At 53.5% G+C, this 21164-nt stretch carries 17 protein-coding genes and 1 pseudogene; 10 read left to right on the plus strand and 8 right to left on the minus strand.

Going from position 1 to position 21164, the window contains the following annotated elements; translation table 11 throughout:
- Window positions 1–503: 503 nt before the first annotated feature.
- The gene (locus tag IFT99_RS08665; RefSeq protein ID WP_192131608.1) at window positions 504–2258 is read right to left on the minus strand and encodes a hypothetical protein; all 1755 of its coding nucleotides are present in this window, start codon (window positions 2256–2258) and stop codon (window positions 504–506) included.
- 321 nt (window positions 2259–2579) lie between these two features.
- Here IFT99_RS08665 and IFT99_RS08670 point away from each other — a divergent pair, with 321 nt between their 5' ends.
- From IFT99_RS08670 to IFT99_RS08685, 4 genes and pseudogenes are all read left to right on the plus strand, one after another.
- A complete protein-coding gene (locus tag IFT99_RS08670; RefSeq protein WP_192131610.1) occupies window positions 2580–4718 on the plus strand; it encodes a KAP family P-loop NTPase fold protein in 2139 nt (712 codons plus the stop codon).
- A 194-nt stretch (window positions 4719–4912) separates the two neighbouring features.
- On the plus strand, window positions 4913–5674 hold the full coding sequence (locus IFT99_RS08675; RefSeq protein ID WP_192131612.1) for a pentapeptide repeat-containing protein: 762 nt from the start codon (window positions 4913–4915) through the stop codon (window positions 5672–5674).
- A 287-nt stretch (window positions 5675–5961) separates the two neighbouring features.
- Window positions 5962–6315, plus strand: a pseudogene (locus tag IFT99_RS08680) (transposase domain-containing protein); the annotation flags it as partial.
- A gap of 330 nt (window positions 6316–6645) precedes the next feature.
- Complete coding sequence (locus IFT99_RS08685; RefSeq protein ID WP_192131614.1) at window positions 6646–8700, plus strand: hypothetical protein; 2055 nt, start codon at window positions 6646–6648, stop codon at window positions 8698–8700.
- A 740-nt stretch (window positions 8701–9440) separates the two neighbouring features.
- On the opposite strand, the gene IFT99_RS08690 is transcribed toward IFT99_RS08685, so the two are convergent.
- From IFT99_RS08690 to IFT99_RS08700, 3 genes are read right to left on the minus strand one after another with little or no spacing between them, the layout of a single operon-like run.
- A complete protein-coding gene (locus IFT99_RS08690; RefSeq protein WP_192131616.1) occupies window positions 9441–10268 on the minus strand; it encodes a DUF6216 family protein in 828 nt (275 codons plus the stop codon).
- A gap of 57 nt (window positions 10269–10325) precedes the next feature.
- Window positions 10326–10928, minus strand: coding sequence for a hypothetical protein (locus IFT99_RS08695; protein ID WP_192131618.1), 603 nt, complete (start codon window positions 10926–10928; stop codon window positions 10326–10328).
- A gap of 54 nt (window positions 10929–10982) precedes the next feature.
- Complete coding sequence (locus tag IFT99_RS08700) at window positions 10983–11462, minus strand: helix-turn-helix domain-containing protein (protein WP_192131620.1); 480 nt, start codon at window positions 11460–11462, stop codon at window positions 10983–10985.
- 385 nt (window positions 11463–11847) lie between these two features.
- On the opposite strand from IFT99_RS08700, the gene IFT99_RS26735 reads away from it, so the two are divergent.
- From IFT99_RS26735 to IFT99_RS08720, 5 genes are all read left to right on the plus strand, one after another.
- Window positions 11848–12186 carry a DUF6957 family protein gene (locus IFT99_RS26735; protein ID WP_446731128.1) on the plus strand — a complete coding sequence of 113 codons (339 nt, stop codon included), beginning with the start codon at window positions 11848–11850 and terminating at the stop codon, window positions 12184–12186.
- 115 nt (window positions 12187–12301) lie between these two features.
- On the plus strand, window positions 12302–13039 hold the full coding sequence (locus IFT99_RS08705; protein ID WP_244656930.1) for a metallophosphoesterase: 738 nt from the start codon (window positions 12302–12304) through the stop codon (window positions 13037–13039).
- Window positions 13040–13072: 33 nt separating this feature from the next.
- Window positions 13073–13399: a hypothetical protein gene (locus tag IFT99_RS08710; RefSeq protein ID WP_192131621.1), complete on the plus strand. Its 327-nt coding sequence runs from the start codon at window positions 13073–13075 to the stop codon at window positions 13397–13399.
- Window positions 13400–13452: 53 nt separating this feature from the next.
- Window positions 13453–13845, plus strand: a complete 393-nt coding sequence (locus IFT99_RS08715) for a DUF6957 family protein (RefSeq protein ID WP_192131623.1) — start codon at window positions 13453–13455, stop codon at window positions 13843–13845.
- Window positions 13842–14546 carry an HAD family hydrolase gene (locus tag IFT99_RS08720; RefSeq protein WP_244656931.1) on the plus strand — a complete coding sequence of 235 codons (705 nt, stop codon included), beginning with the start codon at window positions 13842–13844 and terminating at the stop codon, window positions 14544–14546. The genes IFT99_RS08715 and IFT99_RS08720 overlap by 4 nt, the downstream gene beginning before the upstream one ends.
- A 444-nt stretch (window positions 14547–14990) precedes the next feature.
- Here IFT99_RS08720 and IFT99_RS08725 read toward each other — a convergent pair whose 3' ends face one another.
- From IFT99_RS08725 to IFT99_RS26275, 3 genes are all read right to left on the minus strand, one after another.
- Complete coding sequence (locus IFT99_RS08725; RefSeq protein WP_192131625.1) at window positions 14991–16079, minus strand: reverse transcriptase family protein; 1089 nt, start codon at window positions 16077–16079, stop codon at window positions 14991–14993.
- A 72-nt stretch (window positions 16080–16151) separates the two neighbouring features.
- Window positions 16152–16403 carry a hypothetical protein gene (locus IFT99_RS08730; RefSeq protein ID WP_192131627.1) on the minus strand — a complete coding sequence of 84 codons (252 nt, stop codon included), beginning with the start codon at window positions 16401–16403 and terminating at the stop codon, window positions 16152–16154.
- A 648-nt stretch (window positions 16404–17051) separates the two neighbouring features.
- A complete protein-coding gene (locus tag IFT99_RS26275) occupies window positions 17052–17900 on the minus strand; it encodes a hypothetical protein (RefSeq protein WP_244656932.1) in 849 nt (282 codons plus the stop codon).
- A 1443-nt stretch (window positions 17901–19343) separates the two neighbouring features.
- Between IFT99_RS26275 and IFT99_RS08740 the strand changes: the two genes are divergently transcribed.
- Window positions 19344–19709: a histone-like nucleoid-structuring protein, MvaT/MvaU family gene (locus IFT99_RS08740; protein WP_123531451.1), complete on the plus strand. Its 366-nt coding sequence runs from the start codon at window positions 19344–19346 to the stop codon at window positions 19707–19709.
- Window positions 19710–20115: 406 nt separating this feature from the next.
- Here IFT99_RS08740 and IFT99_RS08745 read toward each other — a convergent pair whose 3' ends face one another.
- Window positions 20116–21114 carry a tyrosine-type recombinase/integrase gene (locus tag IFT99_RS08745; protein ID WP_192131629.1) on the minus strand — a complete coding sequence of 333 codons (999 nt, stop codon included), beginning with the start codon at window positions 21112–21114 and terminating at the stop codon, window positions 20116–20118.
- Between the last annotated feature and the right edge of the window lie 50 nt (window positions 21115–21164).

Genomic DNA, 21164 nt, shown 5'->3' on the forward strand with positions numbered 1-21164 from the left:
CGGGCTAATATCGCGGGCTTACCGTTCAATGTTCTCCGGTGATGTCGAGTCGAGACATCACCTGAAGGTAGGGACATATCATCTCCAGCGCTCGTTATCTCCAGACGGCGCTTTCATGCCAATCTTGGACGCCCAGCATGCCCACGAGTGACGCTATGTCACTCCGATATGCCTAGTAAAGTGATTCTACCGCCTGCAGTAATGTTCGCCAGGAATGCTGAGTGCGAGCAAGCTGATTCCAATGCTTAGCCTCAGACTCGATCCAACCCACCTTTAAACCTAAGTCGCCCCTGCGGCACATACCCCATATCGAATACCGAATACGAGCCGTTGGTGCAGCCTGCTTTACGGTATGCCGCCTCAATCAACATCAGGTGAAAGGGTTGATCGGGGGCGGCCATGCGACGAGCGCTATGCGGGACGCCGGCTTTTCCGATGCCCCGGGCTTGTGAGACTAAGACCGTCGTACCAAGCATCACTGAGTCATGACGACGCATCTGCAATTATTCTTGAGGAATCCCGTTCTCCGTTGGGGCCTCTTGAGCATCTTCCCTTGGGACATCGACCGCATTCGGAAGCAGGATCTTGCGCCAACTCAAGGCTTCGTCCCCCGTAAACGAATGCTCGGCAGCGAGTAGTCCTGTATGACCAGGATAGTTGTTGACGGCGAAAGCGAGTAAAGCCCGGCTTTGCTCGATATCGCCCACGCTGCGGTAGCGCTCGGAGAGGGTGAGACTGATAGCTGCTTCGAAAAGCCTAGGTACTTGTAAGCCGCTGGGCTTTGATCGCTTTTTGAAAAAGTCGTCGTGGCCTTCGCGGTGCACTTGCAGATCCCACAGTTCTGCAGGATCGATGGCATAGCACAGCAGCACAAGGGCTTCGGCTGACAGCGTGTCTAAATACTGTTGTAGCGCTTCATGCACTGTGTCGCAGTTGGGCGATCGACACTCTTCAGGAACGCTGATGTTGAACAAAATGTGAAGGACTGCCATCGCATGGCGATCACGCTTGGGTGCCTGCGCAACGGTGCGTTCGATATCCGCCAGCAGTGGCCGCAGATCAGTCATTTGAGCATCTGCACTATGAGTTTCCACAGCTGCCAATTGCTGAAGGAAGCCTTCCAGACGTCTACGCGCCTCTTTGGGAGAGCTTAAAGGATGTCCTACCCAATACTGCGGTGCCAACTGCATCACCACGACGCCCGATTGTTCCAAGCTGTAGTCATAGGTCTCTTTTTCCAGCTTAGAGCCTCGATGTACGAAGGATCTGATTACATGACGAGTCAGGCGGGCGAGCCCTTGGAAAGTGAGTGTCGGCTGCCGGTTGACATAGCTCACCTCGGAATGGCCATGAGGAAGAGTCAGCTCGTGCGGAAGCGCCTGGATCTGATGGACGTACTTTGACCGCAAGGTGTAAGCCTGCCGCAAGGCTTCAACCAGCTCGCATTGAGCAATGGGATGACCAACCAGAGCGTCGCCCGTTCGGTAGTAGCTCTCGTCAACATGACTCAGCACGAACTCTCGATATCGGCGCCCGAGCGAAAGGTGCTCCGACGCCAAAATTGCGCCCCTGACAGCTTGTGCGGCGACGGGGTCTGCCGATTCAAGTGCCGCATCAATGGCGTCCCGTTTTCGCTCGTCGACATCGTTCCATGCCGAACTGTAGCCATCGAATTCTTGTGCTAGCGATTCTATGGCGGAGACCATCAAGGTGTAGGCAAGCCCGAGATCGTCTCGAATGCGATGGACGCCTGACACGTAGGTCTTGATTGCCCGCATCGCGCCGAGATACAGACGACGCTCAAGGCCAACCAATTGTTCACAAAAATCGACTAGCTCCTGCGCATCTGATTTGGGGACGTAGAGCTCAGAGTCGAAGCAACGTCGAAGGAACTGCGAAGGAGGGTGATAGGAGCTCAACCCCGGCGACCCGTTGGTCATTTGAGCCGTCAGTTCAGGATCGGGCGTTACGATCGCGTCGAGCGCAAACGAGGCTACGGCTGAAAAATCCTGCATGTAGGACTGGACGGTGTGGGACACCAAGATTCCCGGAGCATCCTCGCCCTGTTCAATATGCTCTTCCAGTTCATAGACCAAAGCCTGGCTGCCTTTCCTACCGTCGGTACTGCGCAGCGTGCCGACTTTCGTGACTATGTCATCGCGCCAAGGCAGCTTCAAATTTGTGTAGAGCACGCCCCTAAGCTGGTTGGTTCTTCCAATCCCTGTTGCATACAGCTTACCGGTATTGATCTGCAGCATGGACAGCTCCTGATAACCATAGGGGTCGCCGGCCCCAACAGTCCATCATGATACCTGACGGTAAGCCGTGAGCATCAAAGGACACACGGTGCCGCCTCGTATTCGTTGAAGGCTCGAATGACGCTATTTGATTCGAGGCCCACCGCTGGCGCTTCGTCCAGCCGCTGGCGCACGTGCTTCAGTGATCTCCAAGTGCAGTATTAGCTGGCAACTCATAATTCGATCCGGCCATGAAAATCACTTGGCATAGCGGGGTGAATCAGAGAACGTAGGTTCTTTTTTGCTGCGGCATCGTGTATGCGAGGGCTGGGAGAGAGACACATGGCAGGGGTTGATGAGGCAGTTTGTCCAAACGAGTCCGCGCAGCGCAGTCTTGACGCTGATCGCGCTGTCATTGCTCCTGATGACGACGCCTTTGGGTACTATCCATTCGCTAAAGCTCTCACCGATGCAATTCGCAAGACACCGAGCCCCACCGGCGTAGTAATGGCTCTAAACGGCCCTTGGGGCAGCGGAAAGTCCAGTCTCATGAATCTCATCAAGTTCAACTTGGCTGAGCAGAATGATCGTAAGACCCTGGTCGTGGAGTTCAACCCGTGGTGGTTCAACGGGCGGGATCAATTGGCTGGTCAGCTTCTTACTCAGTTTCACAAAGCGCTCAGCGGAGAAAGCGGAGCATTGCGTGATGCCGGAGACGCGTTGGCGAAATACGCGGGAATGCTCTCCAAGGCAGTTGCCTACTCGACGAGCATTCCTTGGCTAGACAAGGTACTCACGCCGCTTCTGAAACTCCTCGGGCGCAAGCCGGTAGATGTCCCTAAAACTAAAGCAAAGATCAGCGGGGCATTGGCGAAGGCGGATCGTCGCGTTCTCATCCTGGTTGACGATATCGACCGACTGACACCGTCAGAGATGATGGAGGTCTTTAAAGTGGTCAAGGCGTTGGGTGACTTCCCTAATGTCATCTATCTGCTTTCCTTCGACCGGGACGTTGTCGCTGAGGCCATTGGCAAGGCAGTGAGTGCGGACGGGCAGGCGTATCTGGAAAAAATCGTCCAGGCATCTTTCGATCTGCCCACCATCTCCCAGGCGCAGCTCAATGCACACTTTTCCCAAGAGCTCGATAAATTACTCAGTGCTATGGCGGTGCCCGCTGTTGCCCCTCGCTACTTCGAGAATGTTTTCTTTGACGGCCTCGAGCAGTATCTGCAAAAGCCGCGTGACATCGTGCGAATCCTCAACATCCTGCGCGTTACGTTTCCCGCTGTGGTCGGCGAAGTGAACTGGGTCGATTTCGTCGCTCTAGAATTCCTGCGTCTGTTCGAGCCAATCGCTTATCAGAAGATTCGACAACATCCCGGAATGTGCACTGGTGCACCTGGCATGAGTGAGGATCTGAGACCGGTATCCGCTTTTCATGAGGCATGGTTGGGAGAGGTCTGTGAGTTCAGGCGCTCAGGTGTGCGTGCCTTAATGTGCCGGATGTTTCCCAAAATTGACGCCGCATTCAACCGCCAGTACTACGGGGGTTACGATGGCTTTCGGTACATGAACCTTAGCTGCGCGGAGTTTCATCCGGTGTACTTCAGCTTCGGCGTCCCCGATACGATCCTCAGCCGAGCGCAAGCCGATGAGTTGATTGCGCTTGCACCTGACGTCGGGCGATTCGCTGATGCATGGCTGGATCTAAAAAAAATCCGACGCCAGGACGGGCATTCCAAAGCAAGGGAGCTCCTAGATTTCATCGCCAGGCTGCCCAGCGACACTGCCCATGAGCGTGCCGGTGAGCTGCTGTCCGCAATCCTCAGTGTCCCTGAAAGCTTGCTCACTGAAGCAGACGAAGCTGGCTCATTTTCGATGCCAAACAGTTGGCGGATCACAGGCACGCTTCAGCACCTACTAGGTATCATCCCGCCAGCCTTACGAGCAGAGGCTTTGCATTCAGCGGTAATTCAGGCAAGAGAAATCCCGGCTGCAAGCCATCTACTTAGAAGGCTTCGAACCGATTTGCCTCACGCAGTGGAGATGGAGGGGCTAGACGTCGCTGCGGTACAGCACTTGCAACAGCGCTTGGCGACGCAGGTGATGCAGATGAGCCTGCAGGACTTGCTCGATTTTGATGATCAGCAATTGCTGATCCACATATTGGTGGAGGTGATGGGGGAGCAGCATCTACGAGATCGATACCAGCCGATTCTCAGCGATCCGCCTCTGCTTCTAAGATTTCTGGAGGGATCTGTTTCCACAGGTTCCTTGGAAGTGCAGGGTGACAGGGTATCTAGACGGGTGCTTAATGTTCCCTCGGCAGCGTTAGACCGTATCACTGGTCGTGATCATGCACGGACACTCGTCGAAGCGCTACGCACTCAGCCCGGGATGTCTCCAAGTCAGACTCAAGTGATCGAAGCATATCTTCGGCTCGATTTTTTGGGTGCTGACGATGCTACCGCTATCGACTAATGTCGTCGCCGGGCAGTGGTATGCGTAGGATTGACTTTTGAAGGGTTTTTTCGGAGGATCCACGACGGGCCATCCTGGCGGCCTTCAGTCCTAGATCCTGTGAAGCAATCGCGCCAGCGCTGTGTGCAAGACCCTCACCCTTTCCTTTTTCAGGTGGTGGAGACTAGGACGCCATTACCTGATGAGGGATTGTCATGAAGTTTCTCGAATCTCAGCTTCACCAGCACATTCGATATATCGCTAAGCAGCGCTCCTCTCATCCAATACGGCCGGTGAGTTCTGCTGCGCTTTCGTTGCTCAAACGGCAGACTGCCGGTGAACTCAAGTTGAATCACTGGCTTCAAATCACGGCCCGAGAAATGGGGATCGACTATAACGATGTCTCGAAGGAGGGCAGGGCATGCGCGGCTTACTATGAAAGAAATTGTTCAAATGGCAGCTGGAAGCAGCCCGTCAGGCTTCTCTATACGCCTGAGCTTTTCCATGCCCAACTGAACGTTTTGATCGAGGCTGCGGACAAATGCCAGTCGATCGGCTTTGTAGCCCGCAAGCGAGGGGTTTCTTTCGAACAGTTTCACTTCAGCCAAGAACTGCATAACCATCTTTACACTGTAGTGGAATTTGAAAGTCTCAGCTTTGCAGGCCTGCACGCGCCCAACAGTGTCTTCAATTCCGTGTGGGCAGAGCTGACCACGGATTTCATTGGAGCAAATCTGGAGAATTGCCGGTTTATGCACATGGACGGTATGTACGCAACTTGGCCAGGCATCCATGTGTATGAAGGCGTTTTCACAAGGGCAAATCTCGCTGGGGCCGACATGCGCCGCTCTTACTTGCGTGGCTCAGATTTCTTTTCCTCAAGGCTTGAAGGCGCTGACCTGCGGCAGGCCAATCTTAGTGATTGCGGGCTGTCTGGTTCTTTCGGAAAATTTCTCACATCTGAACCTATAAGCTGATGTTTGCGGCGGGCATTAGCGCATCTCTCTAAGCGGGCTGCCCCTTCATTGAATCGATCTGAACATGGTCAATGCAGAATGTAGTCATGCGGTAAGCGTCTGCCGAACACGCTTCAGAATCCCCAGATCAAGGGTGATGGTGTCCACCTAAAATACGTGGGCACCATCGCCTTTGATTCGAGGAACACCCTGCGGCAGCGCACCACCTATCCCAAACCCTTCAAGGCCCAGGTTGTCCAGGAATGCCTGAGCTAATGTGTCGATTGCCAGCGTGGCCCTGCGGCACGGCATTAACGCCAACGTCATCCTTATGTGGCTGTCGACTTACCGCGACAAGGCGGTTGGGCGACATCGTGTATTCGAACTTGGATGATGGTGCGGTGCCCATCGACCATAACCCGGTCGAAAATACGATCAGGCCATGGGAGCCTAGCCGTTCCAACTGGCTCTTCGCTGGATCGCTGCGCAGCCGTAAACGGGCAGCGGCGATCATGAGCATGATCCAGTCGGCACGCATGAATGGGCATAATCCGTACGCGTATCTCAAGGATGTGCTGCTGCGGTTGCCGACGTAGAAGGGCAGCGAGATCGAGGCGTTGCCGCCGCATAGTGGATGGCTGACTGACCCGTGTAAGATGTAATCCCCGTGCGCTTACAGTAACGTGATCGTGACGACTGTTTGCAGCAACGCTGGGATGCAAAGGGTCGCAGATATGAGCATGCGCAGGGAAACGACTGAGTTGGGGCTGTGCTCCAGTTCTCCACACGGGGTACTCTCTGCAGGACATTTAGCGAGCATAAAGCTAAGTCGCGCATGCTGCTTCACAAGACACGCCGGAAAAGTGATTCCAGCCCAAGGGCTATACGCCACTGCACGTACCCGTTGTGTAAATTTATCGGAAACACCAAATGGCACGGGCTTTTACAGTGGTTGCGGCGTGCCCAGAATGATAGGAAGTTAAGGAAGACTCATGAGTGCCGAACAACACAATCCTCGTAAACAATTCAAAGATGCGCTAGACAAGCTTGATCTCAAAAGAGCGACTGAAGCGCTGCAAAACCTCGATTCAGATGACGTTACAGCAGGCTTCGCTAGCAAGATGGCACAGCCAGGTGGCTTCCAGATGCGGGCGGATCGCAAGAAGCGAAATCAGTTCTATTCCTCGCTTCTGAACGACACTTCCATGGATCGGCACCCTGAAGCACAATCGTATGCTCAAGACCTGAACGAAAAAATACAGATCATCGAGCAGTGCTTCGACCAGATACGTGCGAATCTACCTCTCTGTGAGATCTCCAGTTATCCGGCGGATATCCAGTTCTGGAGCCACATCGAACGCGCAGCTGGGGAGCTTAAAGAGCTGAAGGCTCTGAGCAAAAAAGCGATGGTAGCGTTGGAGGCCAAGGCCCGAGCCGAACGGCGATTTCTTATGCCCGAAGCGCTAATGGTCAAGACGCCAGAGGGTATAGAGGTAAATATTGATGCGGCCTACTCAAACGCTGCCACTACACTCAGCTTGACCCTGAAAATGATGGCCTTTGAGCACAAACTGTTGCTCAATGGCAAGCTCGCTGCCCCGACGAAAGTGCAGACCACCGATGAGCATCGGTATAAAGCGGGAAGCATCCAGCTTTTTGCGGTGTCATGGAACGCATTGGAGGATATCGGCAATAGGACACTTTTCTTCGGGGGACAAATCGGTGATATGAAAACCTTGGGCATCCCGCGTACCAAGCTGGATGAGGCCATTTATAAAAAGTTTCCAGACCCCATTTTCTTTCACCGCGCGCCTTCCGAAGATGAGGTGTATGATTTCCTGGCAAATCGGCGCCAGCATGCCTGGGCTGTCCAGAACTCTAATAGCCTTCTGCAAGGTAAAACCCTGCGAAAGGCTGTCATGGCCAAGGGGGCGAAAGTACCCGATCTTTCGGGGGCACCTTTCGTATCCGAGGATGAGGGCGTCACTCTAACGACGCTGTCGGAGATACTGTCGTTCGATGTTTTCTCTGACCAAGATCGCCATCATGGCCTTACTTTGCGTGAGTGGGTACGTGGCTACTGCGCGTTGAAACTCATGGCCAAAGCCAAGGAAAAAACGTCGGCTTCCGGCCTAGTCACCTTTGATAAAGCAGAGCTGGAACAAGGTCTGGTTGATTACCGGATTCCCCAATCAGTCGTTGCCACTTTGATTGACCACCTGACCTTCGGCACTGACAGCCGTGACCTGTATGACTCACCACTGATCCGATCGCAGGATGACCAATACTCTCTTCTGGCCGAAATCCTTGTCAGCTGCAATGTGCCCAACGTCCTGTTCTCTAGGCTGGGCTCCCTTGAAACTCAAGTCGACAAGAAAGGCAAAGGCTTTGAGGACAAGGTTGTGTCGTTCCTCGGGGATCTCGGCTACCCATGCAAACCCGCTAAATTCAACATCGACGGTGCTCAGTATGAGTACGATGCGCTGTTTATAATGGATGACACATTGTTTTTGGTTGAGTGCAAAAACAATCTGTTGTCCGGGAATCATGCAGTCCCGGCCCTGCGATACAGCAAATTCATCACCGACACCGTCAAGCAGGTTAAGCGTTTGGAGCAAGGTTTGCGAGCCCGTCCAGAGGTTATAGAGTCGCTGTTCGGCAAAAAACTTGAAGACTTAACTTTGGTTCCGATGATTTTGAACTCGCTCCCCTACTCTAGGGAGCCGATTGACGGTGTTCATATTTCCGATTACTCGGCGCTCAGCAAGTTCTTGACCGAAAGTACCATCTCCGAATCTCATAAAAAAAATGGCAAGAAAAAGATCAGGAAGGTCATTCATCGACTGTGGTCAGGCGAGCGTCCCACCGCTCAAGAGCTGCTCGACTATCTGGCTTTTCCACCTCAACTGAAGTTCATCGTCGATCACTTGAATTATCAACTTTTCCCAAGGCCAATGTCCGAGAGTACGATTTTTTTCTCTCGCGTATTGGAAGTAGATGAAACTGCAATGCAGCAAGCTAAACAAGACGCGCCACACGTCAAGTGAAAGAGTGGCTGATGCTAGCACGCTCTGGCTTCCCCATTATCTGGCTCAAGAATCGTCTCACCCCAGCCACGTCCCCCCCCCCCCCCCGAAGGCCGGCTTTCGAAATGCGACATGATCGGAGGCGGGGAGTGAAAAGCCTCTAGGCGTCCGGAGCACCAAAGCCTTGTAAGCGCCTGGAGAACGCACCTACCGAACTGCAGCATTAAGGGCGATCGCGTCCGCTTATATTCTAGCGGACGCGATCACTCTTATCGCCAGGGTTCACATGCGCCAACGAAGCTCTTACCGAAGCCCTTCAAAGCCCCATGCCGTGCAGGAATGCCTGCAACCGGGTACGTTAATTTCAAGTGTCGCCATCAGCCATGACATCAACACCAATTATTCGCAAGTGGCTGCCGATCTACCGCGACAACCCTGTCGCGTCACTTCCGGCGTTCGTACCACTGCAACCCACGCCCAAGGTACGGTTAACGGCGCGTCGAATAGTCTCTCGCCCCCAGTATTTGGCAGATGTCCGGGGGTACAAACCCTCTTCTCATCGAGTGGGTATTGCTTAGCTCTGTTTGAGGGTGCTGACGGCATGCTGTCTGCTTACTGGGCCAAGTATCGCACGATGACATCTTCGGACGCGGGCAGGTAGCCGGCCCACGTCCTCTCGGCTCGCACCGCGTGAGGAAATTCAACCAGCTCGCTTGCCAAACAGCTGACGGTGAAAGCGAACTGATCGGGTGGACGCAAATCTACCGAACGCCCCCCGCTGACTCGGCAACTCTTTTCTCCAGAGCCGTGGCGTTTGTCTCACGAACCATGATGAACACGAGAAAGAAGATACAGAGGATTGCGGCACCACCCGCCAACATCCCAATCGCCCACTGCTCCCCGATGATGTCTTCAATTTTTTGGTTGTAGGTGCCCAGCACCAGGCTGCAGACAACGTCTTTGTCCCACTGATCTTTGAACGGATCCAGGCCATCTGAGAATAGGCAGTATTGATTGTCTACCGTCCATTGGGCATCACTGTCCCACGGCAACCAAGTGCCAGCGCCATTGAAGGCCTCGTTTGGCTGAACCCAGAACGAGGTATGTGTCTTTTTGACCGTGAGCAGCGCATAGGGAGTTTGCGTGAACACGTAGGCCCAAAAGAGCAGAAATCCTGCTGTGCACTGCATCATGGTTCGCACAGCTCTGCGCCGGAGTTTTGAGGGAATTCTGAAGGCAAGCTCGTTTGCATCGAAGTAGCGACGTGCCCGGCACAGCTCTTCGATAGTTAGCTCATGTTGCTGCAGCCACGAAAGCAGCTTGGTCATGTGCTTGGAGGTCTTGAGTTGCAGTCCGAACCACAGATTGAAGCGCTGTAGGTCTTCATGATCTGCCCACACACGCTGCGCAAATTTGCTGTTGAAGTCTTTCGTCGCCCCGAGCAGCTGATGCCATCGGTAGACCACATAGAACATCGCATTGGTTCTTAGCATCACATAGGCCATCAGCGCTAACGCGCCGATGTAGGGGAGTAGCTTGATGGTTACGTCGATCCACTCAAGCGGAGATTTGACGAGCTGTTCAGACAATGGGGCGCTTCCAACAAAAACAACAGACGGGTAGGGTGGAGTGGCAGTGGGGCGCTGCTACCTCATGTACATCTGTTTGGTACGATTCATTTTGATGACAAAGCTGTCCGCGAGAAGACCACCTGTTTCCAGCACGACTTCGTCTTTTTTCGCGCTGCGAATGTCATAGCGCTGAGACCTGGCTAGCAGCAGACCTCGCTCAATCGCGGATTCTTCAGCACTGGGTGAGAGGCCATGGACGCTCATGTTGGTGAGCGATTTGTTGGCCACTCGAACCTGCACATCCAGCAACTTGATTTCCAATTCGTCATCAGTGGCTTGCCATTCTCCATTGCCATCGAATCTATAGCTTGTGGTTTCTGTGGTAGATGATGAAGGAGCAAAGACAGTGCTCTTCAGTAGGCCATTGATTCGGTATGTTTTGTTGCGAAAATATTCGATAGTGCCTTCGAAGCTGGCGACTCCATTGGGTTCGGGGTATTGGAATTTCTCATGCCACATGCCCAGCAGTTTTGGGTTCAGGCTATCGGATGACCTAGGGGCGAAGAAGTAAGCTGCCCAAGGCCCAACGATCGTCGAAAAACCCTGGAGCAGCGCGAATAGAAAGACTACCGCTGTGATAATTGCCCGCCAGCCAATCCGATACCTGCTCCATCTCATACTCTGCTATCCATGCTCTAGAAAATTCCCTCTTGGTTTGTATGACCAAGCGCCCTATGCATCGGATTCTCGATGCCACAAGTCGTGCACTGTCTGCTTGGGCAGCCCCAATTTTTCGGCGATCTGCTTCTGTGTCAAACCCTCGATCTTGAGAAGGCGCACTTGATCCAGTCTGGTTTCGTCGACTGGCTTGCCGGGCTTACGCACTACCAGAGCGTCATCCTTGAGTTGCGCTTTGAGCACTTCCAACAAACCGGCTTGCTGATGCTCTGAAAGCTCGGCGGTGAGCCGGCTCAGGATGGATTCAAGAGGCTCGTTTTCACGGATGGCTAGCGTGAGCGCAAGCAGAGTCAGAGGGCTGGTGCCGAGTGCCTTGCTGAGCAGGTCGAGCTTGTCCAGCGTGATACCAGACTCCCCTTTTTCGAGTTTTGCGAAGTAGGTACGAGTGCCTGCCTCGGACAACCCCTCCTGTGAGAGCCCTTTCCGATTGCGAAGAACTCGCAGCACAGCTGCAAACGCAAGCTTCAGGGTCATGGGCGATCCTCAAAGGGGAGGATAAAGCCACGTTGCATAGTCCGTTTCTACCGTATATAGTAATCATTGCCGGACTGGTGGGGTGCGGCTGTTTCACGGTGGTGTTGGCCCGTCCCATTTTCTTGGCTCTTCTGTCCAACGGATCTTGGAATTGGCGCTTTGCGGCGGCGGGGGAATGCCTCCCGCACCAGGATCAATTTACCCGTAAACCGTGCAGTCGGTGGATGTGTGTGACTGATTCAGCGCTGTGCTGTGGATGGCTTCGGGCGAGTCAATTCAGCAATAAATCGAAAGCTATGGCGCTATGACGCTTGGGTTTCGCCCCCCCCCTTCACAGCTGAGCTTGTAGATCGCGGGAGCATGAGATTTAGCTATTACCTAATTGTTGAGGTTTGGTGAACATGCAATAGGACAACAAGTCGCGAAGCCGTACTGCATCGTTAGGGAGTGGATGCTGATCGAGATAGAGGTGACCAACGAGTACCGCGAATCTGTTGCTGGCGACGGGTGCAACCATGCGTGCTCTACGCGTCCAGCGTCTTTGCCCATAGTGCGAACAGGTGGCAGATTGGAGATCTGGATTCGGTCAGCTTTCCAAAGGTCGTTCACCGACAGCTATGGGTTTGAAATGAGCAAGACCCTTTACATTTTGATGGGCCCTGGTCAGAGAAAGAGATCCAATCTTCAGGGGTCATGTCCATCGTTAATCTCCACTGAAAATTGAGGGTGAGATGCCTGTTTCTTTTTTCATGAGGATCATGCTCATTGTAGGCATGTGCTTAGACCAGCTATGTGGGCTAGGGCGTGCAGTTACATGCCATCAAGGCGGGGCCTGACTCATGCGACTTCTCGTAATGTCGGATCTCCATGTCGAGTTCCAGCCCATCGAGCTGCCCGACCCCGCCCTGTATGACGTTGCGATCTTGGCAGGGGACATCAACATCAAAGGCCGAAGTTCCAGTTGGGCTTGCGACCACTTTTCAAAAGAGACACTTCTCGTAGCCGGGAACCATGAATTTTACAAATCGAGTTGGAATAAAACGCTCAATCAGTTGAATAACCCTCAGGCTGCCCATGTTCAATTCCTGGAGCAGCGCACGCTTGTGATAGACGGTGTCCGCTTCTTGGGTTGTACCGGATGGGCTGATTTTGAAGGTACCGGGAATGCGCCATTGGCGATGCTTGAGGCTCGGGCGCTCATGAACGACTACAAAGTCATTCGTGTAGAGCCGCAGTATCGAAAGCTCGTGCCCCACCAGACTCGCAAGGTCGCGCAAGAATCTCGTATGTGGCTGCACCGCGAGCTCGCGCAACCGTTCGAGGGAAAAACGATTGTGGTGACTCACTTCCCGCCATTGATGCACTTTGTGCCGGACTACGGAAAGCATCCGCATCTGAGGGCAAGTTACGGCAACAACTGGCAGGAATTCCTGGATATGAAAATTGACCTCTGGATCTTTGGACATACTCACGTGGCTGTCGATGAGACGATCAACGGAATCAGATTTGTGTCCAATCCAAGAGGTTATCCAGGGGAAGAGGTCGATTTCAACAACCAGTTTGTGGTCACGCTTTGAATAGCTTGAAGCGGGCGAGTAGAGGTTTTTTCAGTGCATTTTCCAGCTTCATTGATCCAGGCCACAAAGCTCAGTTTCGAGGGCCAAGTTCACGGGTATTTGCTAGACGCCCGTCCCTGCGGTTTGGGTTTCAAAGCAGCAATTTTCTTCGACTCCCGAAAACGATTTGAAAACGGTGACACGATCGTCACCGATGACGCGGCAGCATTAGAAGAGCGGCATGGCTATTCCATAGTAGTCACCACTGCCGGCGACCGATACGTCATCGTGAGCTTTCTTATCTTCATGATTGAGGAGGTCGACGGGGTTGAACAGACCGTGGTGTTGTCGATGACCCGAGACGCTGTTGCGCGACCGTAATGCCTGACGAACCAGGCTCGTGAGGTAAGGCAATGGATGTGCAAGGAGTTCCCATGTCATACCACGATATTGAACAGATCATTGGCCCAAGCGCTGTAATGCCTGGGGTGGTAATTGATCTTCAAGAAGCAATCCGAATGACGCAGGCGAGGTTCCCGGACAGAAGCTTTTGCGTTGTCAATGAGTGGGTCTGGCTTGACCTAGATGCGCCGGAATTGGTTGTTCAGGAGTTGGCCTTGGAGGGAAAGAAGCCGGTGATGCTGCTGATGCTCAGTGTCATCTTCAATAACACCACCAAAAGCAGCATCGCCCAATGGCAACGCTCGTCACCGTTGGTTGATTTCAGCGACGGCATGTTTTTCGAGACGCAGAATAAGGTCTACGTTTTGATCAATCATGGTCGTAGAAAAACGATGTCGCTGTCGGCAGTGGTTCGCGCCTTATGAGTTTGGAAAGGGGGGGCCGTGATGATTGCAGCTGTGCTGTTCCAGATGAGCAAACCGTTGTGATTAGTGGAATCATCTTCGACGCTTTCGGTACCCTTGTGCGGATTGGTCAGCGGACGAATCCTTATCGAGAACTGATGCGTGAAGGGCGTCGACAGGGGCTCGCCCTGACCTCGGACACGATGCATTTCGCGATGACAACGAACCAGCCGCTGGACGCGGCGGCGTCGCAGCTGGGCATTGCACTTACTCCGTCAAAGCTCAATGAGTTGAGTCTCGTACTGGAAACGGAGTTGTCGTCGATTCAGCCTTTTCCCGATGCCGTCGAAGCCATAGGGTTGCTACGAAAAGCTGGGTTCCGAATCGGGATTTGCTCAAACCTTGCCTATCCATATGGCCCGATCGTGAAAAGCTTTTTCCCAAATTTGGACGGATATGCCTTCAGTTATCAGCTGGGATGCGTGAAGCCAGATCCTGTCCTCTACCAATCCGTTTGTAATCAAATGGGGGTGCAGCCTAGCCATTGCCTTACCGGTGGAGTAGGGCGGGTGCTGATGATTGGCGATTCTCAAAGGTGTGATCGCGACGGCCCACGGGCTGCGGGAATCATGGGATTCCATTTAGAGCGCAAACCCCACGGACAGATCCGAGACCTCAACCAGTTCGCGAGCCTGGTACTTGAACAATCCATGGACATTTGAAGTGGTAGGTCATTGCACGTATCGGCGCCGGGAAGTTATATCCCTCTATGCTGGGGATCTCGAACCGCCTGGCCGCAATGAGCTGGTTGTAGACGCAATGCTCTGCGTGACCTTCTGTGTCTCATTAAAAAGCCCCAATCGATTGTGGGCATCCTCCGGGTGAGAAGTATCAAAGGTGACACCCCATGAGCTTGGGAAGTCGGTTTTAGCGCAGCTTGGAACGTAGACCGACGGGTGATAATCAACCGGGCAAGGCTGGCTTGAACTGAGACGCGCTCTGGCATACTGGACGACCTGGGCTTCGAATAGTGTGGGATCAGAGCTCCGTTCGCGCATGGAAATCCTGGGGATGGGGCGATCACGTCCGCTTAGAAATATGCGGACACCATCGTCCTTTATGCTGGAGTTCGGTAGGTGACTTGGCCTGACGGTTCCCGGCTTCGATTACTGATCTGAAATTGTGGGAGTATCGGGATACGAGGAGGGTAATTTGGAGGCCGGTAACCGAGGCTGATGCTCGGCATCAGCTGCATAGCTCTCGAGAAGTGGTGCCCGCGTCAGTAGTACTCGAACCCGAGCCTTCAGGCGTTGCCCCTCTGGATGCCCGCAAGCGATCAATCTGCCGATGCGTCCCATCAACCGGCGCGCTTCTTTTTCATCCTCTGCTCTAAGCTGGCGCAGATCGCCTTTGACTCGATCCTCCAGTTGCTTCACAGCGGCGCGTATAGCCAGGCGTGCTTTCTTAGGAAGCCCCGGAATTGGCTTGTCCACGACCAGGCCAGTAACCGTCACTGCCTCTGCGCTTTCGCCTGAGAGTAAAGCCTGCCCGCGTTTTCGGACGTGCAACTTGCTTCGCTTCTGCAAGCAACCTTTCTGACTGAGCATCCACGTGACAGATGCAATGACTTGGGTGGTAACAGCTGCCGGGATAGGACTCCTGCTGGAGACAGTGATGTCATCCGCGAAGCGCGAGTAGGCCAGCCCTTGAGCCTCGAAGCGAGTGACTAGTGCCGGCTCAATATCCCAGAAAACCAGATTCGCCAAGTAACTACTTGTACTTGCCCCTTGTGGCACTTGTCCCTCTCGGGTGACTAGATTCGCAAGCAAGGAAGCTACGTCTGCGGAGAAGCGAAACAGGCCTACAAATAAACGCTGGATGTGCTCGGTGGTGATCGACGGGAAAAAATCGGAGATGTCCTGAAGGATTACCGTTTTGGCGCCGGTATGAACCCGAGCATTTGAGTAGATGCTGCGAGGGAGCTTCCGATCTCTAATACCGCCATGCAGATACCGTGGGTAGACAACCTTGCGGAGCATCCGATCTACGATCTTACGCTGGATGGTCTTCAGCGGCTCATGGGCATCATAAGTGTGTCGGGGAGTTATGCCGTCTTTCTTTGTTTGGGGCACGTAGCGATACAAGCGGGAGGCACGCTGAGCGAGCGCAAGAAGTCTCTCAGCAGGTTCTCCTAGAGCACGTGCCAATGCATTGATGCTGTGTATGGGGGAGTGTGGATAGAGCGGAGCATCCATGTCCAAGCTTCCGATGATAGGCCGGCTCTGAAGAACCGGCCCGTCTGAATTCGAATGATGTGGTTTGTTGTGTCATGGGAGGTTCTCTAGAAATGGAATTACCACCGTCTCGACAAAATCCCAACCCTCAACAGCCTTTTCCCATAACCAGATGCATAGACGAATACGTGCGATCCACTTCAGCAGCGTCACTGCCTTTGCTTTTACCCACGCAATCCGACCTGCTTTAGGTTGGGGTGCAGCTACCTCGACGACACGGGCATCTTCACTGTTGTGCATTGACTGACGAGCCTTGCGGCGCGCCAGGTTCTTTAAATTAACCATGACTGATGTTCCTAACGACAGGCGAAATTGCCCCGCCGCTAAGCATTCCGGGCCGAAAGGAACGCTGAAGATGCCACTACAAACCACAGTTCTGCTTATCAAGTCCCTTGATAAGCCGTCCGCCGCATTACCGCCGCATCGCATTTCGCCACAACGCATCAACGGATAAAGACAAACCCTCGGACAACCTTGGGATTGCTCTAGGCTGAGGAGCGATGGGCAGCGACAACCTGCGCGACGAAGAAAGCCAAGGAGAACACCAAGGCGACCAGTTTCCTGGTCAACAACCGCAAGCCCGAATATTGAGTCATGTTTAAAGAGCACCTGGGTGGTAACACCCAGCAGGGACAGTTTTTAGCAGAGTTTTCGAACCACCTACAACTCATATTTGTTGCGAAAATTGTGTTTCTTCAGGGTCGATTTTTTGACACCAAAAAATGCCAAATTTCAGTGGGTAAGCGCATAGTGTTGCGAGGCGCGAAGCGGGGCATCGAAGTGTACTGGGGCTCTCTCAAGCACCCTCCATGTGACGGATGCTTGTGAGACGGAACAGCCCAATCCACTTTGCGGCGACGCAGCTTCGCATACCATCGATGCAAGCAGCCGATGGGCTCGTCCAGTAGTTTGGGATCCTTCTATTTTCGCGCCTTACAGGTATTGCATCGCGAGGAGGCGTAGTCGCTCACGCCGCATGTACGTGTTGAAGAAATATTCACTATTGAACTCGATGGCCTTCGAGCAAATGATTGTCGACGTGCGAGTGGCGTTATGTATTTCTGCAACCACGAGATCGATAGAATCATTCCCCACCGACGAGTCCCCCAGTCGATGGTTATTGAAGTAGAAGCGCAGACTTGTCCCCTTCGAATCTTTCTTGCGCACTACTTTACGATACTGCCCGACCTCGAATCCGACGGAGTTCTCAGAGATCTGCTCGGCAAGATAATGGTCTACCTTCAATCCGTACATGTCCTGAGCTTCCGTCATGTAGGCAAAGCCGAACGGCAGATTGTAGAGATTAATTGCTTTGTACTGATGCCCTTCGTTGGCGCCGAAGTCTCGCAGCATAGCCTCCACCAGACCATCGCTGTATGCAATGCCTGTGGCCGTTTCCAGGATCTTGATCACCAGGTGAATGTGATTGATCAGGGCTTCCCGGATTTCGTCGTTGCGCACGGCGTTGGTTCGCCGTGCTTTGCTGTCAAAGCGTTCCGGGTTGTGGAAAGGGCAGTTCTCATAGGCTTGTTGATCATGATCAGCCAGGCCAGGAATGGAGCGTCCCGCATGTTTCGCATAGAGAACCTTGGCGTCGGTCTTCGACACATGGCGGTTCACAAGCAGGACTGGATTAACGCAGGCTGGGCAGAGCGCATACGACTTCACCTCTAGACCGTTGTTCCAAACATATGGCTTGGCGCGGCTCGTTTTCTTGTTGTAGTTATTTTCAGTTAAAGCGATCGGCACCCTTGGTTTTTCCAAAACGCTAAATACGTTCAAATTCTTCCCTTATCGGCTGTTGAGTTTTTGATTGCCTACCCTGCTGCCTAGGGTGACCTTCACGTCGGTGGATGCTTAGGCGTATTCGGCACGGGAGCTGAGTAGCAGCAAAACGTCATACTACGCACAAAACGCCGCGCTGAGGCCAGTTCGAACCGCTGCCTCGGCAATGACTTACCTGTTGAGAGACAAGACACCAGATCTGGCGACATTTTGATAAGACTGATGAGGCAGCTACAACTCATTTGCACGCCCATTCTGACTCAACCGTGGCTTCCTAGAGTGGGAATGGGGCAGCTGCTCATGGAGTCGTAGCTCGATAGCCATGCTGTAGTTGAGGCGGTCGTGGCCATGGATCGCTAGAAATTCGGCCTGAGATTTCGAGTGTTTGGCGAAGGCAGCAGACCCAGCGTTAATGCTCAAACTGACGATGGCTCAAATGACTCGCATGCCAATTGACCACGTCGATTTTTGGCTCCGCTAGAGTTGAGAGGGTCGAGGCTGTAAACCTACTTTTTGATCAGTAAACCGTCGTGGTTAACAGGTAAGAAAAGTGGTTAACAAGGTCATGAAACCTTCTGCAGCTGGACGCTTTAGCTGCTGGTCGGGACTCGGTTCACCGAGCTGGTCATGCTCGTAACGCGTCTTCTTACTTTCTGGCCAAGATTGGCTGAAAGGAGATGCCGTACTTAGGGGTTTACATCGTAGCAAACGCCTCTCGATGGCGCGGTGCATTCCCTGTTTTCTGTGTGTTTGAAGTCGCTGTCCGCAGCCATGCGACAAATTCGAGCTGCGTGCTATCAGGAAGTTTTCGCAGGAATTTTTCCTGTTTTATATCTGCTTCGCAGTGACTTTCTCCGTATTTTTACTATTTTCCTGCATCCCCCCTTGAAAAATTTTTCGCGAGACGGAGTTCTATATTTGAGAGCAAAGAATTTTTAAAAGTGTATGCCGCACGACCAATACCGGATCGAGCACTTGGTAACGGCGCAGCTTGCCGGTTTTGACTTCCGGTTTTTTTCAGCCCTTGATTGCCTTGCTGTAAGGCGAGGCAGGGGCTGTCAGCGGGATCGGTATTTTGGGCCGTTAGGCCCTGCTTACCCTTTGAAAACAAACCTCATGCTTTGAGCATTTTTTTTAAGCAGACGAGTACGCCTGTATTTGTACCCATTTCATCCAACCGCTCGTGGGCTTATGAGGTCGCCAAAAAAGGCTGCTGTTCAGGCGGCTACCCTTTGCCTAGCTTGCGATCCGTCTATCCGGGAATCGTGCTCTGATTATCGCGTCGTGTTGGCAAACCGCACCTCTTCGGGTGATTCGTCCTTCCCTCTGCGAAGGGCGAGCGCTTCTATGCCTGACAGATCGAAGGCCTTGATGAAAACCGAGTGCAATGCACGCGAATGCTTAAATTGCCGTTAATCACCACGCACCTAGGAGGTATCAATGTCACGTTTGGCAGAGTTTCGTGCCCTAGAGCAAAAATTGGCCGCGCAGCTCCAAGAGCTTGAAGCCCTCAAGGGCAGCTCTGAGCTGCAGAAAGAAATCGAGTTTGAGTCCAAGCTCCGCTCCCTGCTGGGCGAGTATGGCTTCAGCCTGCGAGACATCATCAACCTCTTGGATCCACAGTCCCAGCGTCGTGCTGAAGCTCCTGTAGCGTCTGGTAAATCACCGCGTCGTGCTCGGCAGGTAAAGCAGTACAAAAATCCGCACAGCGGCGAGATCATCGAAACTAAAGGTGGCAACCACAAGCTGTTAAAAGAATGGAAGGCCCAGTACGGAGCAGAGGTAGTGGAGTCTTGGCTTTCCTAGGCGTCCCACAACGCTCGGCATAGAACGGCCATCCTGGCCGTTTTTTTGTCTCCCCAATTCACCGACGAGCCTAGCCTACTTGCCAAGCCTCCAGCACGGAATCAGCGCACTGATAGGGATTGATGAAATCTTTGCCGCCATTTCGATTGAGAAAAACCCTTGAATGCCGACAGCGATCAGGCCTTCGTGATCACACTTTCCTCAGTCTCCAATCCGTGGCCGAGGCCCGTGAGTCTGGAAGCATGCCGTGAATCAGTCGAGGCGGTTTCCGCGTGAACATGGCATTGCTGTCGACACTTAAATCTGGCGGCATCCCAGGGGAGGAGAGGGCGGTTAGCCTGCAGGGAGGTGCCAGGAGCAGCCATTAGCGAACTGGCATGCCGATTATCTACAAGCCTTCCTGGCGTTAAGATGCTTGGGCATCATTAGATTTCAGCAACACAGGGCCTGCCCGCGCGGCCAAGCCGCCAAACGACATGCCCGCGTCCACGTAACGAAGCGCCGACTTCATGTCCTTCCATCCCACATAGCTCATCAATCCCTTGATGTCCCAGCCGTTGGCAGACGCCCAGGTCGCAAAACCTCGTCGCATTGAGTGGGCGCTATACAGCTCTTCAGGCAACCCGGCCTCCTTGAAGATGCGGCGCAACATGGGAATCAGGCTATGAGGTTGGATGGCCTTGTCCGCAAGATTTCCCCAGCGATCCAGTCGGCGAAAGACAGGGCCCTTCGCGAGGCCGGCAACGGTAATCCAGTTGATATAGGCCTCGACCGGACAGAGCATCGTCAGCGCCGGCGTCTGAAAGGTTGTCCCCTCATGCAGGCGATCACCCTTGGTGTGAGGTAGGAAGAACGTGATGCCTTCACCACTAAGGGCTTGTGTGTTCTCTACCGTGAGCCTGGCGAGCTCGTCCCCGCGAAATCCCCGCCAGAATCCGATCAGCACCATTGCAATCGAGCGTCGATGGCGCAGCAACGTCTTGTAGTCACCACGATCGAGTGCAGCAGCGGCTTCCGCTTCAAGCCATTTCACAGCCTGTTCGAGATGTCTAAGTAAAAGGGGAGCGGCTTGCTTGACCTGCGCGGGATGCACGACACGGATGCCCTTGATCATCTGGCGCACATTGGGCGTCTTAGTCGGGTCGGGAAATCCTTGGGTGATGTGCCATTGCGCCAGCGCGGCCAACCGTTGCTTGAGCGTACTGATGGCGTGCTTGTCGGCGTACTCGGCTAGGTAGCGAACGATACCGTCGCCGGTAGTGGGCAGGTAGCCGCCCCACGTCACTTCGAAGTGCTCGATCGCAGCCCGGTAGCTTTTGCGAGTGTTTTCCCGGGTGCCTGCGTTGAGGTACCGATCAGCTTTTTCCATCGCCTTTTGCCCCCAAAATCTGCGTGATTTCAGCATTCCACACTTTCAGCGATACCTAAAAGCCTTTTCGACGATGAGGAAGCTAT

The sequence above is a fragment of the Pseudomonas sp. CFBP 8772 genome (assembly GCF_014841665.1).
GTDB classification, from domain to species: Bacteria; Pseudomonadota; Gammaproteobacteria; order Pseudomonadales; family Pseudomonadaceae; genus Aquipseudomonas; species Aquipseudomonas graminis_B.

Bases quoted from the DNA above. Each gene is read 5' to 3' on its own strand.
- IFT99_RS08665 (WP_192131608.1), bottom strand. From the start codon at position 2,258: ATGCTGCAGATCAATACCGGTAAGCTGTATGCAACAGGGATTGGAAGA.
- IFT99_RS08670 (WP_192131610.1), top strand. From the start codon at position 2,580: ATGGCAGGGGTTGATGAGGCAGTTTGTCCAAACGAGTCCGCGCAGCGC.
- IFT99_RS08675 (WP_192131612.1), top strand. From the start codon at position 4,913: ATGAAGTTTCTCGAATCTCAGCTTCACCAGCACATTCGATATATCGCT.
- IFT99_RS08685 (WP_192131614.1), top strand. From the start codon at position 6,646: ATGAGTGCCGAACAACACAATCCTCGTAAACAATTCAAAGATGCGCTA.
- IFT99_RS08695 (WP_192131618.1), bottom strand. From the start codon at position 10,928: ATGAGATGGAGCAGGTATCGGATTGGCTGGCGGGCAATTATCACAGCG.
- IFT99_RS08700 (WP_192131620.1), bottom strand. From the start codon at position 11,462: ATGACCCTGAAGCTTGCGTTTGCAGCTGTGCTGCGAGTTCTTCGCAAT.
- IFT99_RS08705 (WP_244656930.1), top strand. From the start codon at position 12,302: ATGCGACTTCTCGTAATGTCGGATCTCCATGTCGAGTTCCAGCCCATC.
- IFT99_RS08715 (WP_192131623.1), top strand. From the start codon at position 13,453: ATGTCATACCACGATATTGAACAGATCATTGGCCCAAGCGCTGTAATG.
- IFT99_RS08720 (WP_244656931.1), top strand. From the start codon at position 13,842: ATGAGTTTGGAAAGGGGGGGCCGTGATGATTGCAGCTGTGCTGTTCCA.
- IFT99_RS08725 (WP_192131625.1), bottom strand. From the start codon at position 16,079: ATGGATGCTCCGCTCTATCCACACTCCCCCATACACAGCATCAATGCA.
- IFT99_RS08730 (WP_192131627.1), bottom strand. From the start codon at position 16,403: ATGGTTAATTTAAAGAACCTGGCGCGCCGCAAGGCTCGTCAGTCAATG.
- IFT99_RS08740 (WP_123531451.1), top strand. From the start codon at position 19,344: ATGTCACGTTTGGCAGAGTTTCGTGCCCTAGAGCAAAAATTGGCCGCG.
- IFT99_RS08745 (WP_192131629.1), bottom strand. From the start codon at position 21,114: ATGCTGAAATCACGCAGATTTTGGGGGCAAAAGGCGATGGAAAAAGCT.